This window comes from Hyphomonas jannaschiana VP2 (assembly GCF_000685215.1).
Classification (GTDB): domain Bacteria; phylum Pseudomonadota; class Alphaproteobacteria; order Caulobacterales; family Hyphomonadaceae; genus Hyphomonas; species Hyphomonas jannaschiana.
Genome location: NZ_ARYJ01000017.1, coordinates 30,164 through 51,080 on the forward strand (window position 1 = coordinate 30,164; position 20,917 = coordinate 51,080).

The 20,917-nt window shown below is 61.8% G+C and carries 15 protein-coding genes; 5 read left to right on the plus strand and 10 right to left on the minus strand.

Annotation, left to right across the window (positions count from 1 at the left end):
- Positions 1-3: 3 nt before the first annotated feature.
- Both HJA_RS16740 and gap read right to left on the minus strand, forming a co-directional pair.
- A complete protein-coding gene (locus HJA_RS16740; protein WP_035584593.1) occupies positions 4-636 on the minus strand; it encodes an SAM-dependent methyltransferase in 633 nt (210 codons plus the stop codon).
- 22 nt (positions 637-658) lie between these two features.
- Positions 659-1,666, minus strand: a complete 1,008-nt coding sequence (gene gap / locus HJA_RS16745) for a type I glyceraldehyde-3-phosphate dehydrogenase (protein ID WP_035584596.1) — start codon at positions 1,664-1,666, stop codon at positions 659-661.
- A 249-nt stretch (positions 1,667-1,915) separates the two neighbouring features.
- On the opposite strand from gap, the gene HJA_RS16750 reads away from it, so the two are divergent.
- Positions 1,916-2,851: a DMT family transporter gene (locus tag HJA_RS16750; RefSeq protein ID WP_035584599.1), complete on the plus strand. Its 936-nt coding sequence runs from the start codon at positions 1,916-1,918 to the stop codon at positions 2,849-2,851.
- A gap of 6 nt (positions 2,852-2,857) precedes the next feature.
- Here the strand turns inward: HJA_RS16750 and HJA_RS16755 are convergent, their stop codons facing one another.
- On the minus strand, positions 2,858-4,030 hold the full coding sequence (locus tag HJA_RS16755) for a CaiB/BaiF CoA transferase family protein (protein WP_035584602.1): 1,173 nt from the start codon (positions 4,028-4,030) through the stop codon (positions 2,858-2,860).
- Positions 4,031-4,068: 38 nt separating this feature from the next.
- On the opposite strand from HJA_RS16755, the gene HJA_RS16760 reads away from it, so the two are divergent.
- Entirely contained in the window at positions 4,069-5,226 is a 1,158-nt protein-coding gene (locus HJA_RS16760; protein WP_081814783.1) for a fatty acid desaturase, read from the plus strand.
- A 1-nt stretch (position 5,227) separates the two neighbouring features.
- On the opposite strand, the gene HJA_RS16765 is transcribed toward HJA_RS16760, so the two are convergent.
- Entirely contained in the window at positions 5,228-6,631 is a 1,404-nt protein-coding gene (locus tag HJA_RS16765; protein ID WP_051597829.1) for a protein adenylyltransferase SelO family protein, read from the minus strand.
- Between the two features lie 121 nt (positions 6,632-6,752).
- On the minus strand, positions 6,753-9,101 hold the full coding sequence (locus HJA_RS16770) for a TonB-dependent receptor (protein WP_035584605.1): 2,349 nt from the start codon (positions 9,099-9,101) through the stop codon (positions 6,753-6,755).
- A gap of 380 nt (positions 9,102-9,481) precedes the next feature.
- Here HJA_RS16770 and HJA_RS16775 point away from each other — a divergent pair, with 380 nt between their 5' ends.
- Positions 9,482-12,292, plus strand: a complete 2,811-nt coding sequence (locus HJA_RS16775; RefSeq protein WP_035584607.1) for a TonB-dependent receptor domain-containing protein — start codon at positions 9,482-9,484, stop codon at positions 12,290-12,292.
- 73 nt (positions 12,293-12,365) lie between these two features.
- On the opposite strand, the gene HJA_RS16780 is transcribed toward HJA_RS16775, so the two are convergent.
- Positions 12,366-13,322, minus strand: a complete 957-nt coding sequence (locus tag HJA_RS16780) for an alpha/beta hydrolase (protein ID WP_035584643.1) — start codon at positions 13,320-13,322, stop codon at positions 12,366-12,368.
- Positions 13,323-13,386: 64 nt separating this feature from the next.
- On the opposite strand from HJA_RS16780, the gene HJA_RS16785 reads away from it, so the two are divergent.
- A complete protein-coding gene (locus HJA_RS16785; RefSeq protein WP_035584610.1) occupies positions 13,387-14,034 on the plus strand; it encodes a 2-hydroxychromene-2-carboxylate isomerase in 648 nt (215 codons plus the stop codon).
- 4 nt (positions 14,035-14,038) lie between these two features.
- Here the strand turns inward: HJA_RS16785 and HJA_RS16790 are convergent, their stop codons facing one another.
- The 4 genes from HJA_RS16790 to cysQ all read right to left on the minus strand — a co-directional run bounded on the left by HJA_RS16790 (position 14,039) and on the right by cysQ (position 19,187).
- Positions 14,039-14,929 carry a hypothetical protein gene (locus HJA_RS16790; RefSeq protein WP_035584611.1) on the minus strand — a complete coding sequence of 297 codons (891 nt, stop codon included), beginning with the start codon at positions 14,927-14,929 and terminating at the stop codon, positions 14,039-14,041.
- Between the two features lie 80 nt (positions 14,930-15,009).
- Complete coding sequence (locus HJA_RS16795) at positions 15,010-16,869, minus strand: AMP-binding protein (protein WP_035584614.1); 1,860 nt, start codon at positions 16,867-16,869, stop codon at positions 15,010-15,012.
- A gap of 116 nt (positions 16,870-16,985) precedes the next feature.
- Entirely contained in the window at positions 16,986-18,326 is a 1,341-nt protein-coding gene (glmM, locus tag HJA_RS16800; protein ID WP_035584617.1) for a phosphoglucosamine mutase, read from the minus strand.
- A 72-nt stretch (positions 18,327-18,398) separates the two neighbouring features.
- Positions 18,399-19,187 (minus strand): 3'(2'),5'-bisphosphate nucleotidase CysQ, encoded by a 789-nt coding sequence (gene cysQ, locus HJA_RS16805; protein ID WP_035584620.1) that lies wholly within the window; start codon positions 19,185-19,187, stop codon positions 18,399-18,401.
- A gap of 135 nt (positions 19,188-19,322) precedes the next feature.
- On the opposite strand from cysQ, the gene HJA_RS16810 reads away from it, so the two are divergent.
- The gene (locus HJA_RS16810) at positions 19,323-20,897 is read left to right on the plus strand and encodes a caspase family protein (RefSeq protein ID WP_035584623.1); all 1,575 of its coding nucleotides are present in this window, start codon (positions 19,323-19,325) and stop codon (positions 20,895-20,897) included.
- Positions 20,898-20,917 lie beyond the last annotated feature (20 nt).

Consider the following 20,917-nt stretch of genomic DNA (forward strand, 5'->3'; position numbering starts at 1 on the left):
GGGTTACTCCGGTTTGCGGAACACGGCGCGCAACAGCGCCGCCGGTCCGGAATGGTAAGGGCCTTCAGAAAGGGTTTCGATGCCGGTCAGGAAAGACACGGCTTCGGCGTCCTTGAAATCCATGCTGATGTCGGCTGGCGCAAACAGCATGTCGAGCACGGGCGGACCGCCGGAATTGTGGGATTTCTGGTAATCGAGCTGCTCCGGAAGGAAACCTTCCAGAAAGACATGCCCGCCGGGCTTCAGCGATTCCAGCATGAAAGCGTGGAGCGTCGGCCGGAACGGCGACGGCACATGCAGGAACATGGACGCGATCACGTCGTATTCGGCTTTCGGCCAGCTCCATTCGCTGAGGTCGGCTTCGAGACAGGTGACGGAGACGCCGCGTGCGGCGGCAAGCTCGGCGGTCTTGGCGAGGCCGGCAGCAGACATGTCCACCGCCGTCACGTCCAGCCCGCATTCGGCCAGGAACACCGCGTCGCGCCCTTCCCCGCAGGCGGGGACAAGCGCGCGCTGGCCTGGCCGGAGCAGGTCGCGGAACGCCAGCAACAGCCGGCTGGCCCGCTCCCCATAGGCAAAGCCCTGTTCACTGAAGCGGGCGTTCCAGAAATCCTTCGGAATACCCGGTGTCGTCATGAACAGGGCTCCTTTGCGTTGGTTAGATGAGTTTCGCCATGGCGAGCGCGGTGTCCGCCATACGGGTCGAGAAGCCCCACTCATTGTCATACCAGGTCAGGATCGAGCAGAAATTGCCGTCCATGACTTTGGTCTGGTCGAGGTGGAAGATCGAGGAGTGCGGATCGTGCACGAAGTCGATCGAGACGTTCGGCTGGTCGGTATAGCCGAGGACGCCCTTCATCGGGCCGTCAGCAGCCGCCTTGATGGCCGCATTGATCTCTTCCGGGGTCGTCTTCTTCTTGGAAACGAATTTCAGGTCGACGACGGAAACGTTCGGCGTCGGCACGCGGACCGAAATACCGTCCAGCTTGCCGTTCAGTTCCGGCAGGACCAGGCCGACAGCCTTGGCGGCGCCTGTGGAGGTCGGGATCATCGACACGGCAGCTGCGCGGCCGCGATAGAGGTCCTTGTGCATCTGGTCGAGCGACGGCTGGTCGTTCGTGTAGGAGTGGATCGTCGTCATCATGCCCTTCTCGATGCCGACCAGGTCATGCAGGACCTTGGCGACCGGCGAGAGGCAGTTCGTGGTGCACGATGCGTTGGAGACGACGAGGTCGTCCTTGGTCAGCAGGTCGTGGTTCACGCCGTAAACGATGGTCTTGTCGGCATTGGTCGCCGGGGCGGAGACCAGGACGCGCTTGGCACCGGCTTCAAGGTGGGCCGAGGCCTTTTCCTTGTCGGCGAAGATGCCGGTACATTCCATCGCGATGTCGATGTCGAGCTCGCGGTGCGGCAGGTCTTTCGGATCGCGGATGGCGGTGCAGAGGATCGGCTTGCCATTGATGACGATCTTGTCGCCATCGACCTGGACGTCAGCCGGGAAACGGCCATGCACGGAGTCGAAACGCAGCAGGTGTGCATTGGTCGCGACCGGGCCAAGGTCGTTGATCGCGGCAACTTCGATGTCCTTGCGGTCGTTTTCGATGATGGAGCGCAGGACCAGGCGGCCAATACGGCCAAAACCATTGATTGCAACGCGAACGGTCATAGAGATTCTCCTCTTGAGGGATGAAAACCGGAAACTTTGGGCGCCCTTTACGACGCCGCGGGCAAATCGTCCACCCGAAGACGATGCGGCAGGGCGCCGCCAACGCTTCTGTGAACGGGGCTCACGGTGAGCAAGGGCAATTGTGCCGTCTTGTGTGCAAGTTTCGTGCAATATTTGCGTGGACTTCACTGTCCTGCACGCCTATCCGGGCCAGCCGGGGCCCCTTCCCGGTTGGAGGACCGGCTTTCCATGGCACAACAGGTAAGTCAGAGCGGCAGACGGACAGCCAGCGACTGGGCGCTGTTTGCCCTGCTCAGCCTGATGTGGGCCGGGGCCTACCAGCTGACGCGGATCGCCGTCGACAAGGGAAACCCGGATGCCGGCCTGCCCGCCGCCTGGGTCCTGGCCGGACGCCTGACCATCGGCGCGGCAGTGCTCTGGATCATCATGCTGGCCATGGGCCGGCGCCTGCCGCCTTTGCAGGACTTTCCGCGCTGGCGCACCATTCTCCTGATGGGCCTGACCAGTTCGACTTTCCCCTTTTTCCTGATCACCACAGCCCAGAAGACGGTCAATTCCAGCCTCGCGGCGCTTTACACCGCTGCCGTTCCCCTGTTCGTGGCCATTGGCGCTCATCTCATGTTCCGGGACGAACGCCTGACGCTGGGCTCGGCGCTGGGCGTCCTCACCGGCTTTGCCGGGGTCGCCATCCTGTTCGGACCGGACGCCCTGCAAAGCCTCGATTCGGCCAGCACAATCGCCCAGCTCATGCTGATCGGTGCGACGGTCTTCTATGCCCTGTCTAGCCTTCTGGCCCGCGGCGCCCCGCCCATGCCGTCGATCAGCTTTGCGACCGGCTTCGTGACTGTTGCGGCGGTGGTGACCTGGCCGTTCGCGCTGACGGTCGCCCCTTCCACGGTGAATGCCGACTGGACGCACTGGGCCGGCGTGGTCGGCCTCGGCATCATCCCGTCGGCCATCGCGCAGGCGCTCTATATGCTGCTGATCGCGCGGACCTCGGCAACCTTCCTGTCGCTGACGGGCTATTCCATCCCGGTCATGGCTGCCGTGCTTGGCTTCGTCCTGTTCGGGGAAACCCAGAGCTGGCACGCCATGCTTGCCTTCGCGCTGATCCTGTCCGGCGTCTGGCTCGCCCGCCAAGGCGGCGGCGACAAGACCGCCTAGAGCCCGCTAGAGTCCGAGGCTCTGCAGCACGGTCTCCGTATCCTCGCCAAGTCTGCGCGGCTCCGTGCGCACCGAGGCTGGCGTCTCGGAGAAGCGCACCGGATGACGCATGCTGCGATAGGTACCGGCGTCCGGATGTGTGCGCTGCGCGAAGAAATCGACCGCCTTCATGTGCGGATCTTCCAGCACATCCTCTACCGTATTGTAGCGCATGGCCGGGATATTGGCGGCGTCCAGCAGGTCCAGCCATTCCCCGGTCGTCTTGGTCGCCGCAACCTGTTCGATCAGGGCATAAAGCTCCGTCACGTTTTCAGTGCGGGCCTGATAGGTTGCAAAGCGCGGATCCTCGAACACGCCGGGCATGCCGCCGATCTCGAAAAACTGCGCCCATTGCGCGTCGGAGTAAGGCACTAGTCCGATATAGCCATCCTTGGTCGGGTATGGTTTGCGGTTGGGATTGATGGAGCGCGTGTAAGCCATGCCATAGGAGGCCGGCACGAAGGTCTCGCCATAGAGGTTCTCGACCATGTTGAAGAAAGTGAAGGCCTCCAGCATCGGCACCTGAACGAACTGGCCCTGCCCCGTCTTCTCCCGGTGATAGAGCGCCGCCAGCGTCGCATAGGCTGCGAACAGGCCGACCGTCTTGTCGGCCACGAGAGACGGCGCATATTCCGGCGCCCCGCCCGAACGCATGGCGTTCAGCGCCGCAAAGCCTGAAGCGCCCTGGATCAGGTCATCATAGGCCTGGCGCTTCTCATATGGCCCGCCTTCACCGAAGCCCGCGCAGTGGACATAGACAATGTCGGGCTTGATCGCCTTCACATCCTCATAGCCAAAGCCCAACCGCCCCATGCCGGCCATGCGGACATTGTGGAAGAAGACATCCGCATCCCTCAGCAGCGCCGTCAGCGCCGCCTTGCCCTCTTCTGTCTTCGCGTCCAGCTGGACCGAGGCCTTGTTGCGATTGAGCGCCATGAAGAGCGGACCGAGATCACCCGTCGGGGATTTGCCGGCATAGCGCATCATGTCGCCGCCCTTGCCGGACTGGCCACTCTCCACTTTGACGACATCCGCGCCGAGATCTCCGAAGATCAACGTCGCAAACGGCCCGAGAACGACCGAACTCATGTCCACGACTTTCAGGCCCGCCAGCGGTCCCGACGCTTTCTCAACGCTCATTTCTCACCTTTGAATCCATAGAATTCTGTCTTTTCTGCATGTCCGGGATGGAAGGTCTCTTCATCACCTGTCAAGCAAAGCCGTGTCTTCTTGCAGAGATTGACGGAGGCTTCGCCCTGGAACCGACCTTCTCCCGACAGGACCTCAAGTCCGCCATTCCCGAGCGCTGTTTCCGGCCGGACACGGCGCGCGCGTTCGCGTATCTCTTCTTCGACGTCGCCCTGATCGGCCTCTGCTACTGGGCACTGTCGCAGACCTCTGCCTGGTATTTCGAAGTGCCGCTCATCTTCCTGATTGGCACCCTGCTCTGGGCGGTCTTCGTGATCGGGCATGACGCCGGGCATGGCGCTTTTTCCCGCTCGCGCCTCATCAACACGCTTGTCGGCCTCGCCACGCATGGCCCGATCCTGGTGCCCTATCGCGGCTGGCAGCGCAGCCACGCCATGCACCACATGAAGACCGGGCATTTGCAGGAAGAGGAAGTCTTCCGCGCCTGCCGCGCCGAACAGGACTGGTTCAGCCGCAAACTTCTGTTCCGTTCCGGTATTTTCGTGCTGATCGGCTGGCCGATGTACAAGCTCGGCTTCCGCAACATCACGACCTATGACCCGGTTCATGGCAGCCACTACCTGCCCGTCAGCGACCTCTATGCGTCTCACGTCAAATGGTCCTGGTATGCGAGCCTCGGTGTGAACCTGACCTTCCTCGCGCTCTATGTTTTCCTCGGTATACAGTTCGGCTGGGTCTTCGCGCTGAAATACATTATCGCGCCTTACTTCATCTATGCCGCCTGGCTGACCTTCGTGACCTATATGCAGCATGTGGCGCCTGAAGTGCCGGTCTACGACTCTGATGACTGGTCGGGCCTGAAAGGCGCGTTGGCGACGGTCGACCGGAACTATGGGCCCTTCAACTGGTTGACCCACAATATCGGCAATCTCCACGTCATCCATCACATCTTCCCGACCATCCCGCACTACCGGCTGCAGGAAGCCACCGATGCGGCACGCCCCATCCTCGGCGACGGGTACATGAAGTCAGACCGATTCGTGCTGGCAGATTTTGTCCGAACCCTGATCGGCTGCCATTTCGTGGAACACGAAGACGGCAAGGAAGTCTGGAAATCCGCCTACCCCTTCGCGAAGAATTATTCGGGGCCCAAGCCGGAAACTCACAAGCAACTGCCAGCCGAGTAAGTCAGCCCCAGCGTGCAAGCCGCAGGGCTTCAATGTCAGCCAGCTTCTGCTCATAGGCAGACCAGTCATCGGTCTCCACAATCGGGTCCCAGAGCGCTTCAACCTCATCGATCAGCAATGACGGCGGCGCCGGACGCTGGAAGATGTCATGCGAGAGCCGTTCCGGTCGTACCGGATCACGCGCAAGGATCTGTGCCTTCAACGGCGCGAAGGCTGCATCGGTATAAAGCGCCGACTGCGGTGACGCGGCTGCCCGGGCCTCGCTGGCCGATCCGCCGAACCAGTCGTGGAAGACCTGGGGCCAGGCCGCTTCGCTTTCCGTCATCCAGGCATAGAAGGCCTGCAGGAAGCCGACATCGTCCTCCGCCTCCCCTGTCGGCGCGATGCCCAGGAGGCCATGCGTGTGCGCCACGAAACTGTCCCGATAGGCCAGCTGATACGGCGCGAGCGCCTTGGCGAGATCGTCAGCGTCCGCACCCGTCGCCAGCAGGGCCGAGGCCAGCTGCTGCAACGCCCAGCCGCCCTGTACCGGCTGCCGGCCGAACCGGTAGAGCCCCTGCTCATCGAAATAGGCGGCCGTGAAATTCGGATCCGAAACCGGCAGGAAGCGCCATGGTCCGAAATCGAACGTCTCGCCGGTGATGTTGAAATTGTCTGTATTCATCACGCCATGGACGAAGCCGGCCGCCATCCATTGGCCGATCATTTTCCCCGTCGCGACAGCGATGCCCTCAAGCAGGTTGCAGGCCCGGCGCGCGAGGTCCGGATCGGCGGCCTGCGGATGAAACTGGTCCACGCAATACTCAACCAGCCGGGCCATTTCGGCGCCCTGCTCCAGATAGGCGAGACGCTGAAAACTGCCGAACCGGACATGACTGTGCGACAGGCGCGTCAGCACGGCTGACCGTGTCGGTGACGGCTCGTCATTGCGGGCCAGCTGTTCCCCCGTTTCGACCAGCGCGAAGGATTTGGATGTGTTGACGCCCAGTGCCTCCAGATAGGACGAGGCGAGCACTTCCCGCACGCCGCCCTTCAGCGTGAGCCGCCCGTCACCCTGCCGGCTCCAGGGTGTCTGGCCGGACCCCTTGGTGCCAAGGTCCAGCAACCGGCCATCACGGTCGCGAAGCTGCGCAAACAGGAAGCCCCGGCCGTCACCCAGTTGCGGATTGTATACGCCAAACTGATGCCCGTGATACCGAAGCGCCAGCGGTTGCGGCAGGTTGCCAGGCAATGGCTCGAACCGCCCGAAATGCGCCGCCTGCGCGGCGGCATCCAGATCGCCGAGGCCCACCTCCCCTGCCCAGCGGTTATTCCAGAAGTGGACTTCATGTTTCGGAAAATCTGCCGGCTCGACAGGATCAGCCAGGAAATCAGCAAGGGCGAGAATCGGGGTTGCGTCGGTCATACCCCCAATCAGCATCTGCCTGCGCTGCCTGCAAGGCCACATCCTGACCGGCCCCTGCCCCGCCAAAAGAAAAGGGGCAGACATTGCTGTCTGCCCCTCTCTGAAATGCGTTCCAGGAAGCCTAGCGCTTCATGGTGATTTCGAAGCCAATGCGGCGGCCCGGGATCAGCGGCGAGAACGTGCCGGCTGCCGGGTTGTAGGCATATGGCGTGTTCGAACCCGTTGCGCGGTTCGTGCTGCCCGGAACGAATACCGAGACGTTGCCACCGAACGGCAGCTGCGTATCGTTACCGGCAGACACTTCATCGAGCAGGTTCTTGCCGAAGAGCGCAACCGAGAGACCTTCATACGGCGTATTCCAGGTCAGGTTTGCGTCCAGCATGTCGACAGCGTTGGTCCAGCCCCAGTTATTGTCCGTGTAGGCACTCTTGTCGCGGTGCTGGAAGTTCGCACGTGCGACCAGGGAGCCCTTGTCACGCAGGTCGAGGTCATAGATCGCGCCGATGCCATAAGTGGCTTCCGGCACGCGCGGCAGGTCAAGACGCAGATCCTCGCCATTGACCAGGCCATCGCTCGAGATGTCATAATCGACGCTCGTATAGTCTGCGTCGATGATGCCGACGTTCGCCGTCACGAGGAAATTGTCGGTCAGCGCGTAGCGGCCTTCCGCTTCCACGCCCAGGATCTCGGCATCGGCGGTGTTCAGAATGACCTGAGACACACCGGCAGACGGCGACGGCAGGTTCAGCTCACGCTGGATGTCCGACATCTTGTTGTAGAACACGGCAGCGTTGAACTGGGCACGGCCGTCATCGGACTGATGCTTGAAGCCGACTTCATAGCTGTCGACCGATTCCTCTTTGGTCGAAGCTTTCCGGTTCGGATCCGGGAAGACCGAAAGGAACAGGGCCGGGTCGGTGATCCGGAAGTTGTAGCCACCCGAACGCACGCCATTCGTGTAGTGAGCATACATTTGGGAGGTGTCATCCAGCTCATACTGGAATCCGATCTTCGGCGACCAGTTGCTCCAGTCATCCTTGTTGGAGAAACCGTTCGGCGCACCCGTGTACGGGTTCACACCGGTCGTCGGGCACGTTCCGTCGACGACGGAACACTCCGGACGCGGCTGGATGTAGGTGATGTCCGCATCTTTCTCTTCATAGCCATAGCGCAGGCCGAAGATGGCCGTCAGGCGATCGGTGACCGCGTAGTCAACCTGGCCGAAGAGACCGTACACATTGTGGTCCTGAGCACCGCCGCCATAGAACATCCATGGCAGGGACGCCGGGAAGGTCGCCGGCCGCGTTGACGGAAGATTCCGGATCTCGGTGTAGCGAACTTCCTGGTTGAAGTAGAAACCGCCAACCGTCACATCGGCCTTGCCGAAGGTACCGGCGTAGCGGAGCTCTTCCGAGAATTGCTCCGCCGTCGTTTCCGAACCGGAGTGGAACAGGGTCAGCGGGGTCGCATCGATGTCACCGGAGGTGGTCCCTTCGGAGTCGCGGTAGCCGATGATGTTGGTGATACGGCCATTGCCGAAGGCGACGTCGATGTCCGTCCGCAGGGTTGCGAAGGTTACTTCGCTGTCCTGAAAGCCGGGATTGTTGATCGAGAAGTCGAACGAGTCGCGATCGAACAGGCCGCGGTTCTGGCCGGCAGGGCCATCGCCGCGCGTTTCGAAGTGCTCGACCTTGCCGAGGAAGGTAATGTCCTCGGTCGCCATCCATTCGAGGGCGCCGCGGACGATGGTCGTCTGCGCTTCACCCTGATTGTCGCCATTGTAGAGGTTCTTGAAGTAGCCGTCGTCGAAATTGTAGTAGACGCCGAGCTTGCCGTTCAGCTTATCTTCGACCAGCGGGCCGGAGACCGTCGCCTGGACGGTGGAGTTCGGGCCGCCGCGATCGTCGTCGATCGGCGTTTCGACCGAAGCGCGAGCTTTCCAGTGGAATTCGTCGGTCGGGTTGCCGGTATTGATCAGCACGGCGCCGCCGGTCGTGTTACGGCCGAACAGGATGCCCTGCGGGCCGCGCAGGATCTCGACGCTGTCGAGGTCGAACAGGTCCAGCACGACGCCGCCATTGGTGCCGAGATAGACGCCGTCCACGAAGGTGCCGACCGTCGGGTCGATCGACGGGATGGTCGAGTTGATGCCGAGACCGCGGATCGAGAAGTTCGCCACGCCGCGCGAGGTGCCGGCATCGTTTAGCGAGACGTTCGGCGTCGAGTAGCTGAGCGACCCGAGGTCACGCACGTTCAGGGCGTCGAGCGTGTCGGAGTTGAAGGCCGTAACGGCGACCGGAACGTCCTGGACGTTCTCGACATTGGCCTTCTTGGTGGCCGTGACTGTGACGGTGCCGAGCACCTTGTCGATCGCGGATTCGCGTTCGGTTGTGGTTTCCTGAGCGTGGGCTGCAGACGTCAGAAAAAAGACCGCAGAAGCGGTCGCAAGCAAGCTGTGCTTGAGCGCCATGGTTTCCTCGTTTTGAATTCAAGTTGATCTGGGAGAATATTCGGACCCGTTCTCACGCGGGCTATTTCCAACGTAACAACGAGACCCGAAGCATTCACAGTAGTCTCACAGTCGCACCCGAATATTTTGGGCAAGTGTTACAATAGAGCCACAATTCCCGGAAATTGGGCATATGACTGCCCATTCCTTGCGCAGACGAAACACCAAACAGGCGAATGACAACGTTGTTGTTAGATGATTATTTCGCGCACGATCCCTTCTCTGCTGCGCCGCACAATATTTTTTCCTGTTCGAGAAGTGTCAGGTCTGCCTATCCTGCCCCGGCGTGAGAGCAAATCCGGACACCTAGATCCGGTGCCTCGCACAAACGGAGGAAACAAATGAGACAAACAATTCGGCTGCTGACCGGCGCGTCAGCGGCATCATTGCTTCTAGCCCTGCCAGCCATCGCTCAGGAAGAAGACGGCTCGGAACTTCGCCAGTCCAAAGTGACGGTGACCGGTTCCTACATTGCCGGCACCCCTGAAGACGCGGCCCTGCCCGTCGACGTTCTGACAGCGGGCGACCTGAAGCTCGAAGGCAGCCCCAGCATTGACGAACTGATCCGGAACCTCGGCGTGTCATCGGGTACCGACAGCCAGACCAACCAGTTCGCTTCGAACGGCCTTGAAGGCACATCCAACGTGAACCTCCGGGGCCTTGGCCCGGGCCGGACACTGGTACTGCTCAATGGCCGCCGCCAGGTGCTGCACCCCTACGCGATCGGTGAGCAGGCTCAGCTCTTCGTCGACACGAACATGATTCCGACCGCCGCTATCGGCCGGATCGAAGTCCTGAAAGACGGCGCCGCGGCGCTCTACGGATCCGACGCCATCGCCGGCGTTGTGAACTTCATCACCCGCGACGACCTGCGCGGCCTCGAAGTCAGCGGCAACTACCAGACTTATGACGGCACGGATGGCGAGTACCAGCTTAGTGCCGCCTATGGCCTGCAGGGCGGTGACTGGAACTGGGTCACATCGGTCAGCTATTCGTACAAAAACGAAGTTCCGCTGCGGGAGAAGGACTGGGCCGTTCTGCCCTATGCAGACAACCCGGTCGGGGGCTGGTCCTCGCTCTCCAACCCCGGATATTATATTCCGCTGAATGGTGGCGCAACGGTTCTGGATAATGGCTGTACCGACGTCGGCGGTATTGTCGTAGGCACCTGCCGATTCCAGTTCACACAGTTCGACAACCTCGTTGAAGAGGAAGAACGCTACAACATCTTCTCCGAATACAATCGCGAGATGGGCGGAGCGAATCTCCACCTCGAAGCCCTGTGGGGCAAGACGGACGTGCCGAGCTGGAAAACCTCACCTTCCTATCCGCCGCAATCTCTCCTGAATCAGGTCGTGCCCGCAAACCATCCGGGTTTGCTGCAATATGTGGCAGACAATCCGGGGGCAGCTGATCTTGCTGCCAACGGGGCTCTCTACCTTGGCCGTTCATTTGGCTGGGGTGGCTTCCCGGGTACAGGTGGTGCTCAGGAAGGTTTCCGGAAGTACGACACGCTGCGCTTGGCCGGATCCCTCGATGGTCAGTGGTCAAATGGTGTCAACTGGGACATTGGCCTGACATACCACAGCACCGAAGGCGAACGGATCACCAATGATACCTACATCAACGGTCTGACCATTGCCCTTCAGGGCTTTGGCGTCTGCGGCGATCCCAACACTGGCGACATTCCAGCCGGAGCGGTCGCAGGCCAGGGCGGTTGTGAATACTACAACCCCTTCTCTAATGCCATTCCGTCCAATGCCGTAACGGGCGCGGCCAATCCGAACTACGTTCCGGGCCTTGAGAACAGCGTTGCGCTGGCTGAATGGATGACTGACGGCGTCGGATCTGTTGTGACTTCCGACCTCATCGTTCTGGATGGTGTCATTTCCGGCGAGAGCGGCGTTCAGGCTGCTGGCGGCGGAATTGGCTGGGCGGCCGGTTTCCAGGTTCGCCGCGAAGGCTACGAAGTCGATCCGAATGAAGTGACCGACCTCGCCCTTAATCCGGGTCCGGCTGGCAACGGTCCGTTCTCCTTCCTGGCGGGCACCAACGCTCTGGATGAAGATCAGACGATCTACGCTCTGTTCGGCGAACTCCAGATCCCGCTCTATGACGACCTCGATGTTCAGGTCGCCGTGCGCTACGAGGACTACGGTGGCAACACGGGGTCGACATTTGACCCGAAAGTTGCAGCCAAGTGGCAGGTGAATGACAACTTCGCCCTGCGCGGTTCTGCCCAGACGTCGTTCAAAGGCCCGACGCTGAACCAGAACAACAATGCTGTCGCGACAACGCTTCAGTATGTTGCTCCGGCGCTTGCGTTCAAAGCCGTGGACCAGTTCGGCAATCCGGACCTGTCACCGGAATCGGCCTTCAGCTTCAACCTGGGTGGTATTTATGAAGCCGGTGGTTTCTTTGCCTCGGTCGATTACTACAACTTCGACTTCTCTGATCCGATCATCGTCGAAGACCAGGCCAGCATTGTGAATGCTGCAGTTGCTGCACTCACAGCCGGAGACACCGAATCCCCGATCTTGTCGCGGATTACCTTCAACGACCCGAATGCGCCATCTGCCGGCTCGATTTCCCGTGTTCGCACGAACGTGACCAACGGGCCGGGTATTGAAACCTCGGGTGTCGATGTCCGCTTGGAAAACAATTTCGGCAATGTCTTCGGTGGCGGCGCCGAATTTACCGCCGGGTTTGATGCGTCCTACATCATCGAATACGTCGTTGACGACTTCGAGATTGAAGGTGTCCTGATCGCCGGAGGTGACCGGGTTGGCCAGTTCAACCGCGGAAACTTCTCGCGTTCCCTGCCGCAGTGGAAAGCAAACCTCTATGGTAACCTCGCCATGGGCGACCACAATGTTCGCCTCATCATGCGTCACGTGGATAGCTACAAGGACGAACGGGCCGCGGCGGCTCGTGGCGGAGTCGGAGCAAAAATCGACAGCCAGACGACGTTCGATCTGTTCTACAACTGGCAGGCTCCGTATGGGTTTGATTTCGGCCTCGGCGTGGTCAACCTGACGGACGAAGATCCGCCATTCGCGGCCTTCGACACGAGCTACGACCCGTACACCCACAATCCGTTCGGGCGGACGTTCAAGATCAGCCTGACGAAAAAGTTTGGCCCTGGAGAGTAATTCTCTCCCAGAAGCCGACATACCTGGGCGGTCCTTCGGGACCGCCCTTTTTCTTTGTCTTCAGATATGCCGGTCAGAGCGCGCCCAGCGCCCGCCCGGTTACCTGGCCTGCATCCCGGATCGCGATCCGGATCGTGTCGGACAGGGCCGTCAAATTCATGAAGCCATGCACCATGCCGGGATATTCACGCACCGTCACCGGCACGCCGAAACTCGCCATCTTGTCGGCATAGGCCAGCCCCTCATCGTGCAGCGGATCCCAGCCGCACAGCACGAAATGCGCCGGCGGCAGGCCGCGGAAGCAATCTTCCTGCGCGAACAGCGGCGAGACACGGATGTCCATCCGGTCCTCCGGCGTGGCGAGATAGGCATCCCGGAAGAATTCAAACAGATTGGCGGAGATGAAAAAGCCGCTCTCGTTGAACGGCATCTTCTTTGTACGGATGTCGGCAAACTGCACCAGCGGATAGAGCAGAAGCTGGAAGGCCGGGGCCGGCCCGCCGGTGCGGTTCATTTCCTGCGCAAGATAAGCGGAAAGGTTCCCGCCTGCACTATCGCCAGACACGGCGAGCCGCTCGGCATCCAGCCCCAGCGAACCGGCATTGTCCTGCACCCACCGCCAGACCTGCAACGCATCTTCATGCGCCGCGGGGAATTTGTGTTCCGGCGCCAGACGGTAGTCGATCGAGACGACCCGGCACCGGGCCCCTTCCGCCAGACGCTTGCACAGCATGTCGTGGCTCTCCAGGTCTCCGATCACAAACCCGCCGCCATGGAAGAAGACGATACCGGGGCCCGGCGCGATGCCTGCCCCCAGCGGCGTATAGACTCGCGCCTTCACCCCCCCTGCCCCGGTGGGGACGGTGATATGGGAGATGTCCGCCATTTCCGGCGCATCCTTTTCGATCGCATGGCTGGCAAGATAGAATTGCCGGCGCAACCGGTCTGCAGTCGCCTGCCAGTCCAGCCCCTTGAGATCTGGCATGGTGAACCGGTCGAGAAACTGGCGGAGAGTCTGGTCGAGTGTCATGGCGGCCAAGATGGTGTCGAAATTCGTTCTTGTGAAGGCGGCATGAAGGCGGCAAACTATTGGCATGAGAACTGTCGATGTCTTCTGGTCGTTCCGCTCGCCATATTCCTATCTGGCAACGAAACGCCTGCGCGCCCTTCCCGCAAAGTGGGATGTGCGTGTCCGCCCGCGCCCGGTCTACCCGATCGCGATTCGCACGCCCCATTTCTTTCAGGAAGTCCGCCCGCAATGGGTGCCTTACCTGATCCGGGATTATGTGCGGAATGCGCAATATTTGGGCCTGCCCATCGGGCCACTGAAGCCGGATCCTGTGGTCATGGACATGATCACGCGCGAGATTTCACCCTACCAGCCTTATATCGGCCGGCTCACACGGCTTGGCATTCTCGCCTGCGAGAAAAGCGATGAGGATGGCTGGGCCTTCATGGACGAAGTCTCCACCCTGATCTGGTCCGGCGGGGCCTGGACCGAGGGCACGGCCCTGAAGGAAGCCGCCGCCCGCGCCGGGTTCGACCTGGATGAGATGGATGCCCGCCAGGAAGCGGAAAAAGACCGGCTGGAAGCAGTGATCGCCGAAAGCCAGGCCGAACAGGATCCCCATCACTGGGGCGTGCCGCTCATGGTGTTCGAAGGCGAGGCCTTCTTCGGTCAGGACCGGATTGACCTGCTGGAATGGCGGCTTGGCGAAGCGGGCGTCGCCCGAAAGGACTGACGCCTCAGAAACCCACCCCGGTCCGGAAGGCCGAGGTACCATTGTCCCTGAACTGCCGGGCCGCTTCCGCAAGGAGGCGGCCTTTGGTTTCCTGTGGCAGGGTCTTGGCTGCCGTCACGGCGGTGGCGCCCAGATTACAGACATTCACGCCGTTCAGCGTCTTCTTCGCATCATCGCCTGCTCTCAGCGACACCATGAGCGGCAGGACATCGGGATCGGCCATCAGCGACATGACGACGCCCTGCAGCGCTGCCTCGTCGGCCCGCGTCAGCGTTCCCCGCTGGACAGGATGTACCCGCGCATCTTCGATGGCGATCATCAGACCCGCCATGACGTCAAACGAATAGTCCTTCAGCGGGGCCTTGAACTCCGCCATCGCAAGTTCGAAGTCGGCCGGCTGGCGGAACTCCATGTCTGCCAGATCTGCATAGCGGGCGGCATTGCACCATCTGCTCCGCTTGCGGGCCGCTTGCCGCAGCCTTGTCCGGGTCATGTCCAACAATGTGTCAAAGTGCTTTGTGTCCGCCTGACCTAGCTCGTCCGCATAATCGCGCAGGACCTTTTCAGCATGCGCCATGATCAGCTGCGTGAGGGCCTCATCATCCCGCTTTCCGGCGCGGGCAATCTTGCGGGAGAGATCTTCCTGCGCCTTCGGATCAACTCTGCCCAGCGCGATAAAATAGGATTCTGCAGCCTCTCCCGGCAGGTCCGGCATGCTTGTCTCAAGCGCGGAAACCTGTGTCAGACGTGAGGAATCATGACCCGCTGCCTTGTGCGGCAGGCTCAGCACGGCGAAGAAAGCGCCGCACACAACCACCAGTGTTATCAATGCGAACAGCGCATTCTGCTGGCCGGACGCAGGCGCTTTTTGCGCCTTGCGTGCGTCAAAGGTCATGGTCTCTCCCCACGAAAGCGAGACAGAGAGTTACGGCAAAAAGCCTTCCAACGGCTTAAACGTGCCCGGGCACTGCCTTATCAGAGCGAGAGGACGCCCTGTCCCGGCGGGTCGGAGAACAAGGCCGCCACGAGATCTGCGCGGCGGGACTGAACCAGACGCTGGTTCACATAACCTTTGTCGGTGATCTCGCCGGCATCGACGCTCGGGGGCTCCGTCATGACCATGACCCGGCGGATCCGGCGGGACGATCCCGGCTCCCCCGCATTGAAAGCTGCGGTCTTCTCCGCAAGCTTCTCGGTCAGCACACGGAAAGCGGTCATCATGTCCCCGCCATTTTCCTTGACCAGCTGTTCCATCCCGGCCGGTGACGGCCAGACCAGCGCGCCGATCATGTCCTTGTCCTGTCCGCAGATCACGGCATCGAAGATCAGCGGCGAACAGGCGGCCACATAGTCCGGGCGCAAGGTGCCGACGCTGACCCATGTGCCGGAGGAAAGCTTGAAGTCCTCCCCGACCCGGCCATCGAAGATCAGTCCCTTATTCGGATCGTTCTCGTCGACGAACTTCACCGCATCGCCGAGGCAGTAGAAGCCTTCCTCGTCGAACACTTCGGCATTCTTCTCAGGATTGTTGTGATAGCCCGGCATGACCGACGGCCCTTTGACCCGCACTTCCAGCTTGTCGCCGTTGGGCACCAGTTTCAGTGTCGAGCCTGGCAGCGGCAGGCCAATCAGGCCCACCCGCTCCGCCTCCCAGTGGACAACGGTAATGCCCTGCGTCTCGGTGGCGCCATACATGGTGACGATCGGGATGCGCCGCCCGGTGGCCTTGATGGCGAGCGCCTGCAGCCGGTCATAGAGATCGTCAGACAACGTTGCTCCGCCATAGCCGATGGACCGCATGTTCCTGAAAAACGCCATCAACAAATCGTCATCGGCTTCCATCGCCTCGGCCAGCATCGCCAGGGCAATCGGCGCCGTGCCGAAGACAGACGGCGAACAGTCGCGGACATTTCGGATCGTTTCGTGGAACAGGGCCGGTGTCGGCTTGCCACCATCGATCCAGAAGGTCGACCCGTTCCACAGCGCGCCATTGAAGTTCACATTGGAACCGGAGATGTGGTTCCAGGGCAGCCAGTCGAGAAGGTTTTCAACCGCATCCGGATCATGGTCCGGGTCCCTGCCGCTGTCGCGCAGGCCCTCCTGCCCCGCGATCATGGAACACATCGCGCCCTGCGTCGTCGGCACGGGCTTCGGCATGCCGGTCGAACCGGAGGTGAAGAGGTATTTGCCGATGCTCTCATCCGTCAGACGGTCGCGCGCCTCGCGCACGGCAGCTGTCGGCTCTGTCGCCGCCAGCGTATCATAGGAAAGGACGGTATTGTCGCCGCCAGTGTCTGCGGAGAACACCGTACAGTCATCGCAGTCCAGAGCTTCAATCGCCTTTTTGAACGGCTCCAGCGTCTCGGCGAAGATCACTTTCGGGCTCACCGCATTGTAGCAATGCTTCAGCTTCTCGAAATCCGTGGACATGGTGGAGTACGGCACCGAAATCGGGGCGGCTGGCGCGCCGATCTTCTGCGCGGCAAGGATCACCATGGCCGAGCGGATGGAATTGCCTGACAGGATCATCACCGGTGCATCCGGCCCTGCCCCCATGTCGATGAAAGCCTGCCCCAGCGCATCGGTAATCCGCGCTGCCTCGCCATAGGTGACGGTCACCCATTCGTCTGTTTCCGGATCGCGCTCTTTCAGGAACGGCCGGTCCGGATGCTCAGCGGCGCGCTCGTCCAGGCAATGCGGAATGGTGCGCGGACGCGGACCCGGCGCATGGCGGGCGGCGATATAGTGAATGCCGCCCGGCGCGGTACGCATCTCGACATCCGGCGCCTTCTGCGGAAGCGGGCGGAAAGGCGGCTGTTCTGTCGCATCGGCCATGCTGTGTTTCTCCCTGAACGTGATCTTGTTTTGGCCGATGATAGGCGATCAGGAGGGAGAGACAATTCGTTCCCCAACGAAAGGCGGGGTTTCAGGATGGAGGCTTTGACGCGCGGTCAGGCTTCGGCCTGGACGGCCTCGACGACTTCGGCCAGCGCCTCTTTCATCATGGCCTCTTCCAGCGCCTCCGCCATGACACGGATCAAGGGCTCGGTGCCGGACTTGCGGACCACAAGCCGTCCCTTCTCGCCCATATTGGCTTCGGCGCGGGCGATGGCGGATTTTACCCGCTCGGTCTCCAGTGGATTGGTTCCAGCATAGCGGATATTGACCAGCTCCTGCGGCGCCGGCTCGAACACCCGTCCGAGCACGGAGGCCTTCTTGCCCGTCCGCGCCATCACTTTCAGAACCTGCAGCGCCGCAAGCAAACCGTCGCCCGTGGTCGAAACGTCCGACAGGATGATGTGGCCAGACTGTTCGCCGCCAAGATTGAAGCCGTGCGCCCGCATGTGTTCGGCTACATAACGGTCGCCTACTTTCGTACGCGGCAGGGTCAGGCCGAGGCTCTTCAGATACTCCGCCAACCCCATATTCGACATGACCGTGGCCACCATGCCGCCACCCTTCAGGCGTCCGGTATGGAAGAGTTCGGTCGCGATCAGCGCCATCACCTGGTCACCGTCGACCTCTTCGCCCAGCTCGTCGATTACGATCAGCCGGTCGGCATCGCCATCGAAGGCAATGCCGATGTCCGCCTTGCTGTCGGTCACGGCCTTCATCAGGGCCTTGGTATCGGTGGAGCCGACCCCGGCATTGATGTTCACCCCGTCCGGCGACACGCCCATGACGGTGACATTGCAGCCCAGCCGGCGCAGCGCATCCGGCCCCGCCCGGTAGGCTGCGCCATGCGCGCAATCGAGCACCACGTTCAGTTTCGCAAAACCATCGTCCGGCTCGATCGCTTCCAGGCACCGGTCCACATAGCGCCGGACGCCATCGTCCATCTGGCGGGGCTTCGCCACATCGGTCGGCGCCGCATAGCTGCCTTCGAACGCATCGAACATGGCGGTTTCGAGCTGTTCCTCAACCGCATCGGTGAACTTGATGCCCTCCGGCGAGAAGAGTTTCAGGCCATTGTCCTGATACTTGTTGTGCGAGGCCGTCACCATCACGCCGAAGGCCGCGCCGGTTTCGCGGGTCAGCAGGGCCACCGCCGGGGTCGGCACCACGCCGACACAGACCGGCGTCAGCCCCATGCTGCAGAGGCCGGCCACCAGCGCCGCTTCGATCATCTCGCCCGACCGGCGGGTATCCCGGCCGATAATAACGTCCCGCCCGCCATCGGGCGCAAAGGTCCGCGCCGCCGCAATGGACAGGCGCAGCGCCGTCTCAACGGTCATCGGCTTCTGGTTTACGCGGCCGCGGATGCCATCCGTGCCGAAGAACTGGCGTGCCATGGTGATACTCCCTGACGGAACAGGTCGCAGGAAAAGCTGGAGAAAACTCTACCGGATCGTGGCAGGACTATGTCAGACCGGCGACACGCCGCCATACACAATAAAATACGGATTGTCATAGCCGCGCTCACGCTTGCCATAGAGCAGCGGGGCGCCCTCTTCTGTCAGCACACGGCCACCAGCGGCTTCAACGACAGCCTGGCCGGCTGCGGTATCCCACTCCATCGTGCGGCCCATGCGGGGGTAGAGATCGGCCTCACCTGCGGCGATGAGGCAGAATTTCAGGGACGAGCCTGCCCCCTTGATGTCTGCAATTGTGTATTTTTCGAGGAAGGCATCGGTTTCCGGCGTGCGGTGAGACTTGGACGCCACCGCCGTCACGCCCGCCTCCGGCGCCTTGCGGATACGCAGTGGCGTGCGCTCTGCCGGCACATCCGCGCCCGGCGCCGCATCGGCCTGCCAGGCGGAATTGTAGGCGTCGGCCACGAACAGGCGCGACAGGGCCGGTGCATAGACGACGCCCATCACCGGGCGGCCATGCTCGATAATGGCGATATTTACGGTGAATTCGCCATTCTTGTTGATGAATTCCTTGGTGCCATCCAGCGGATCAACGAGCGCGAAGCGGCTCCCATGTTCGGGCATCTCACCGGCGGCCATGGCCTCCTCGGCGATGACTTTCAGGTCCGGATCGGCCTCGGCCAGCGCTTTCAGGATCAGCGCCTCGGCCTTCTCATCTGCCAGTGTGACCGGAGAATCGTCGCCTTTCCGGCTGAAATCGAAGTCGCCCTCATAGATCTCCATGATCAGCTTGCCTGCATCCAGCGCAATGCGCGCCAGCGTGTCACCTGTAATCGCCAAACCTGTTCTCCTGCATGAAAATCCGGCGCTCTTCCTGTCAGCCCCGCCCGCGATAGGCAAGCCCGCAGCGGCGTCATTGACTGGCGCGCCCCTCTACGAGACGATTAACCCTCGTGAGATGAGTGGAGTGGGAACATGATTTCACGCCGGCACCTGCTGCTGTTAGGCGGCGCCGCCGCCCTGCCCTGGCCGGGCCGGGCGCAGGCGAACGACAAGCCCCGCCACGCGCTGATTATCGGGAATGCCGCCTATTCCGAGGGGATCGGGACACTGGCCAATCCGGTCCGGGACGCCCGTCTCGTCGCCGAAGGCATTCAGGCCTGCGGCTTTTCCCTCGTCACAGGCGACATCGTGACGGATGCCGGCCGGTCGGAGATGATGTCGGCCTTCCGCGCCTATGTGGATGCAATGCAGGCCAGCGGGCCGGAGGCGACGGGCTTTGTCTATTATTCCGGCCATGGCGCGGCCCGCGAGGGGGAAGGCAATTTCCTGATCCCGGTCGAGGATGCCGACATGCTGGACGAAGCGCTGTGGGACGATTCCATTTCGCTCGACTGGGTCATGGGCAAGCTGACCGATTGCGAGGCGCCGACGGTCCTCTCCATTGATGCCTGCCGCAATGTGCTGAAACTGCCGGAAGCCGAGCGCGCCCTTGGCGGCGGGGAATCCTTCCGGGGCCTGCGCCGCTCGGCGGGCAGCGCTGAAGAACGCAACATGTTTATCTCCTTCGCCACCTGGGAAGGCGAGACGGCGAGCGATGGCCGCGCCGATGACGGCAACGGTCCCTATGCCAAAGCGCTCGGCACCCGCCTGCTGGAACCCGCTGTCACGGTGCGCGACATGTTCGAGAATGTCCGCCTCGACGTGCTGGAAATGACATTGCAGCGGCAGGAGCCGATGAATCTGTCGCGCCTGCAGCGCCGGTCCAGCGACATCCGCATCGGCTCTTGGAGCCGCGCGCCGGGCGACGCGCCCATGTCACCGGTCAGCCAGAACCCGCTTCGCGTGGCACTGGTTTTCTCCAATGATTATGCGGGCAGCGATGCCTATGCGCTGCCGAACACACATGCAGACGGCGAGAAGGTTTCCACCGCCCTCGGCGAAAGCGGCTACAAGGTACGTCATATCCGGAACGCCGATCTGGGTGGCTTCCGGGATGGCCTGACCATGTTGCGCAATGCGCTGAATGCGGCCGGCCCGGCCAGCGTGGGCGTCGTCTATTTCGCCGGATACGGAGCATCCCTGTTCGGCGAAGACAATTACCTCATCCCGAACGGCCCCCTGCCCCGTGATGAAAACGAAGTGATAGAGCGCGGCGCAAAACTTCGCGAGGCCGTCGAATTCCTGGAAGACTCCGCCGCGCAGGCCGTCGTCGTGATGGTGGATTGCGGGCGCAAATACGACTCGCCACTGGAGACAAAAGGGCTGGAGCCCGGCTTTGCCGACTACACGTCAGACGCCAATGTCGTGATTGCCTATGCCGACAAGCCCGGCACGACCCGGCCGGACGCCACCGGCCCGTCCGTCTTTGCCGATGCCTTCGCGAGCCGCATCCAGTCGCCCGACCGGATCGACATCAACAAGGTGATGCTGCAGGTCAGCGGCGATGTCATCGCCGCCACCGGCAACCAGCAACAGCCCTGGTTCCAGACGTCCGTCCGCCTGCCAATCTTCTTCCGGGCAGACCTGGACGAGGGCCTGAGCCCCTAATCCAGCACGTCCGCCAGTTC

Bases quoted from the DNA above. Each gene is read 5' to 3' on its own strand.
- HJA_RS16740 (WP_035584593.1), bottom strand. From the start codon at position 636: ATGACGACACCGGGTATTCCGAAGGATTTCTGGAACGCCCGCTTCAGT.
- gap (WP_035584596.1), bottom strand. From the start codon at position 1,666: ATGACCGTTCGCGTTGCAATCAATGGTTTTGGCCGTATTGGCCGCCTG.
- HJA_RS16750 (WP_035584599.1), top strand. From the start codon at position 1,916: ATGGCACAACAGGTAAGTCAGAGCGGCAGACGGACAGCCAGCGACTGG.
- HJA_RS16755 (WP_035584602.1), bottom strand. From the start codon at position 4,030: ATGAGCGTTGAGAAAGCGTCGGGACCGCTGGCGGGCCTGAAAGTCGTG.
- HJA_RS16760 (WP_081814783.1), top strand. From the start codon at position 4,069: ATGTCCGGGATGGAAGGTCTCTTCATCACCTGTCAAGCAAAGCCGTGT.
- HJA_RS16765 (WP_051597829.1), bottom strand. From the start codon at position 6,631: ATGACCGACGCAACCCCGATTCTCGCCCTTGCTGATTTCCTGGCTGAT.
- HJA_RS16770 (WP_035584605.1), bottom strand. From the start codon at position 9,101: ATGGCGCTCAAGCACAGCTTGCTTGCGACCGCTTCTGCGGTCTTTTTT.
- HJA_RS16775 (WP_035584607.1), top strand. From the start codon at position 9,482: ATGAGACAAACAATTCGGCTGCTGACCGGCGCGTCAGCGGCATCATTG.
- HJA_RS16780 (WP_035584643.1), bottom strand. From the start codon at position 13,322: ATGACACTCGACCAGACTCTCCGCCAGTTTCTCGACCGGTTCACCATG.
- HJA_RS16785 (WP_035584610.1), top strand. From the start codon at position 13,387: ATGAGAACTGTCGATGTCTTCTGGTCGTTCCGCTCGCCATATTCCTAT.
- HJA_RS16790 (WP_035584611.1), bottom strand. From the start codon at position 14,929: ATGACCTTTGACGCACGCAAGGCGCAAAAAGCGCCTGCGTCCGGCCAG.
- HJA_RS16795 (WP_035584614.1), bottom strand. From the start codon at position 16,869: ATGGCCGATGCGACAGAACAGCCGCCTTTCCGCCCGCTTCCGCAGAAG.
- glmM (WP_035584617.1), bottom strand. From the start codon at position 18,326: ATGGCACGCCAGTTCTTCGGCACGGATGGCATCCGCGGCCGCGTAAAC.
- HJA_RS16810 (WP_035584623.1), top strand. From the start codon at position 19,323: ATGATTTCACGCCGGCACCTGCTGCTGTTAGGCGGCGCCGCCGCCCTG.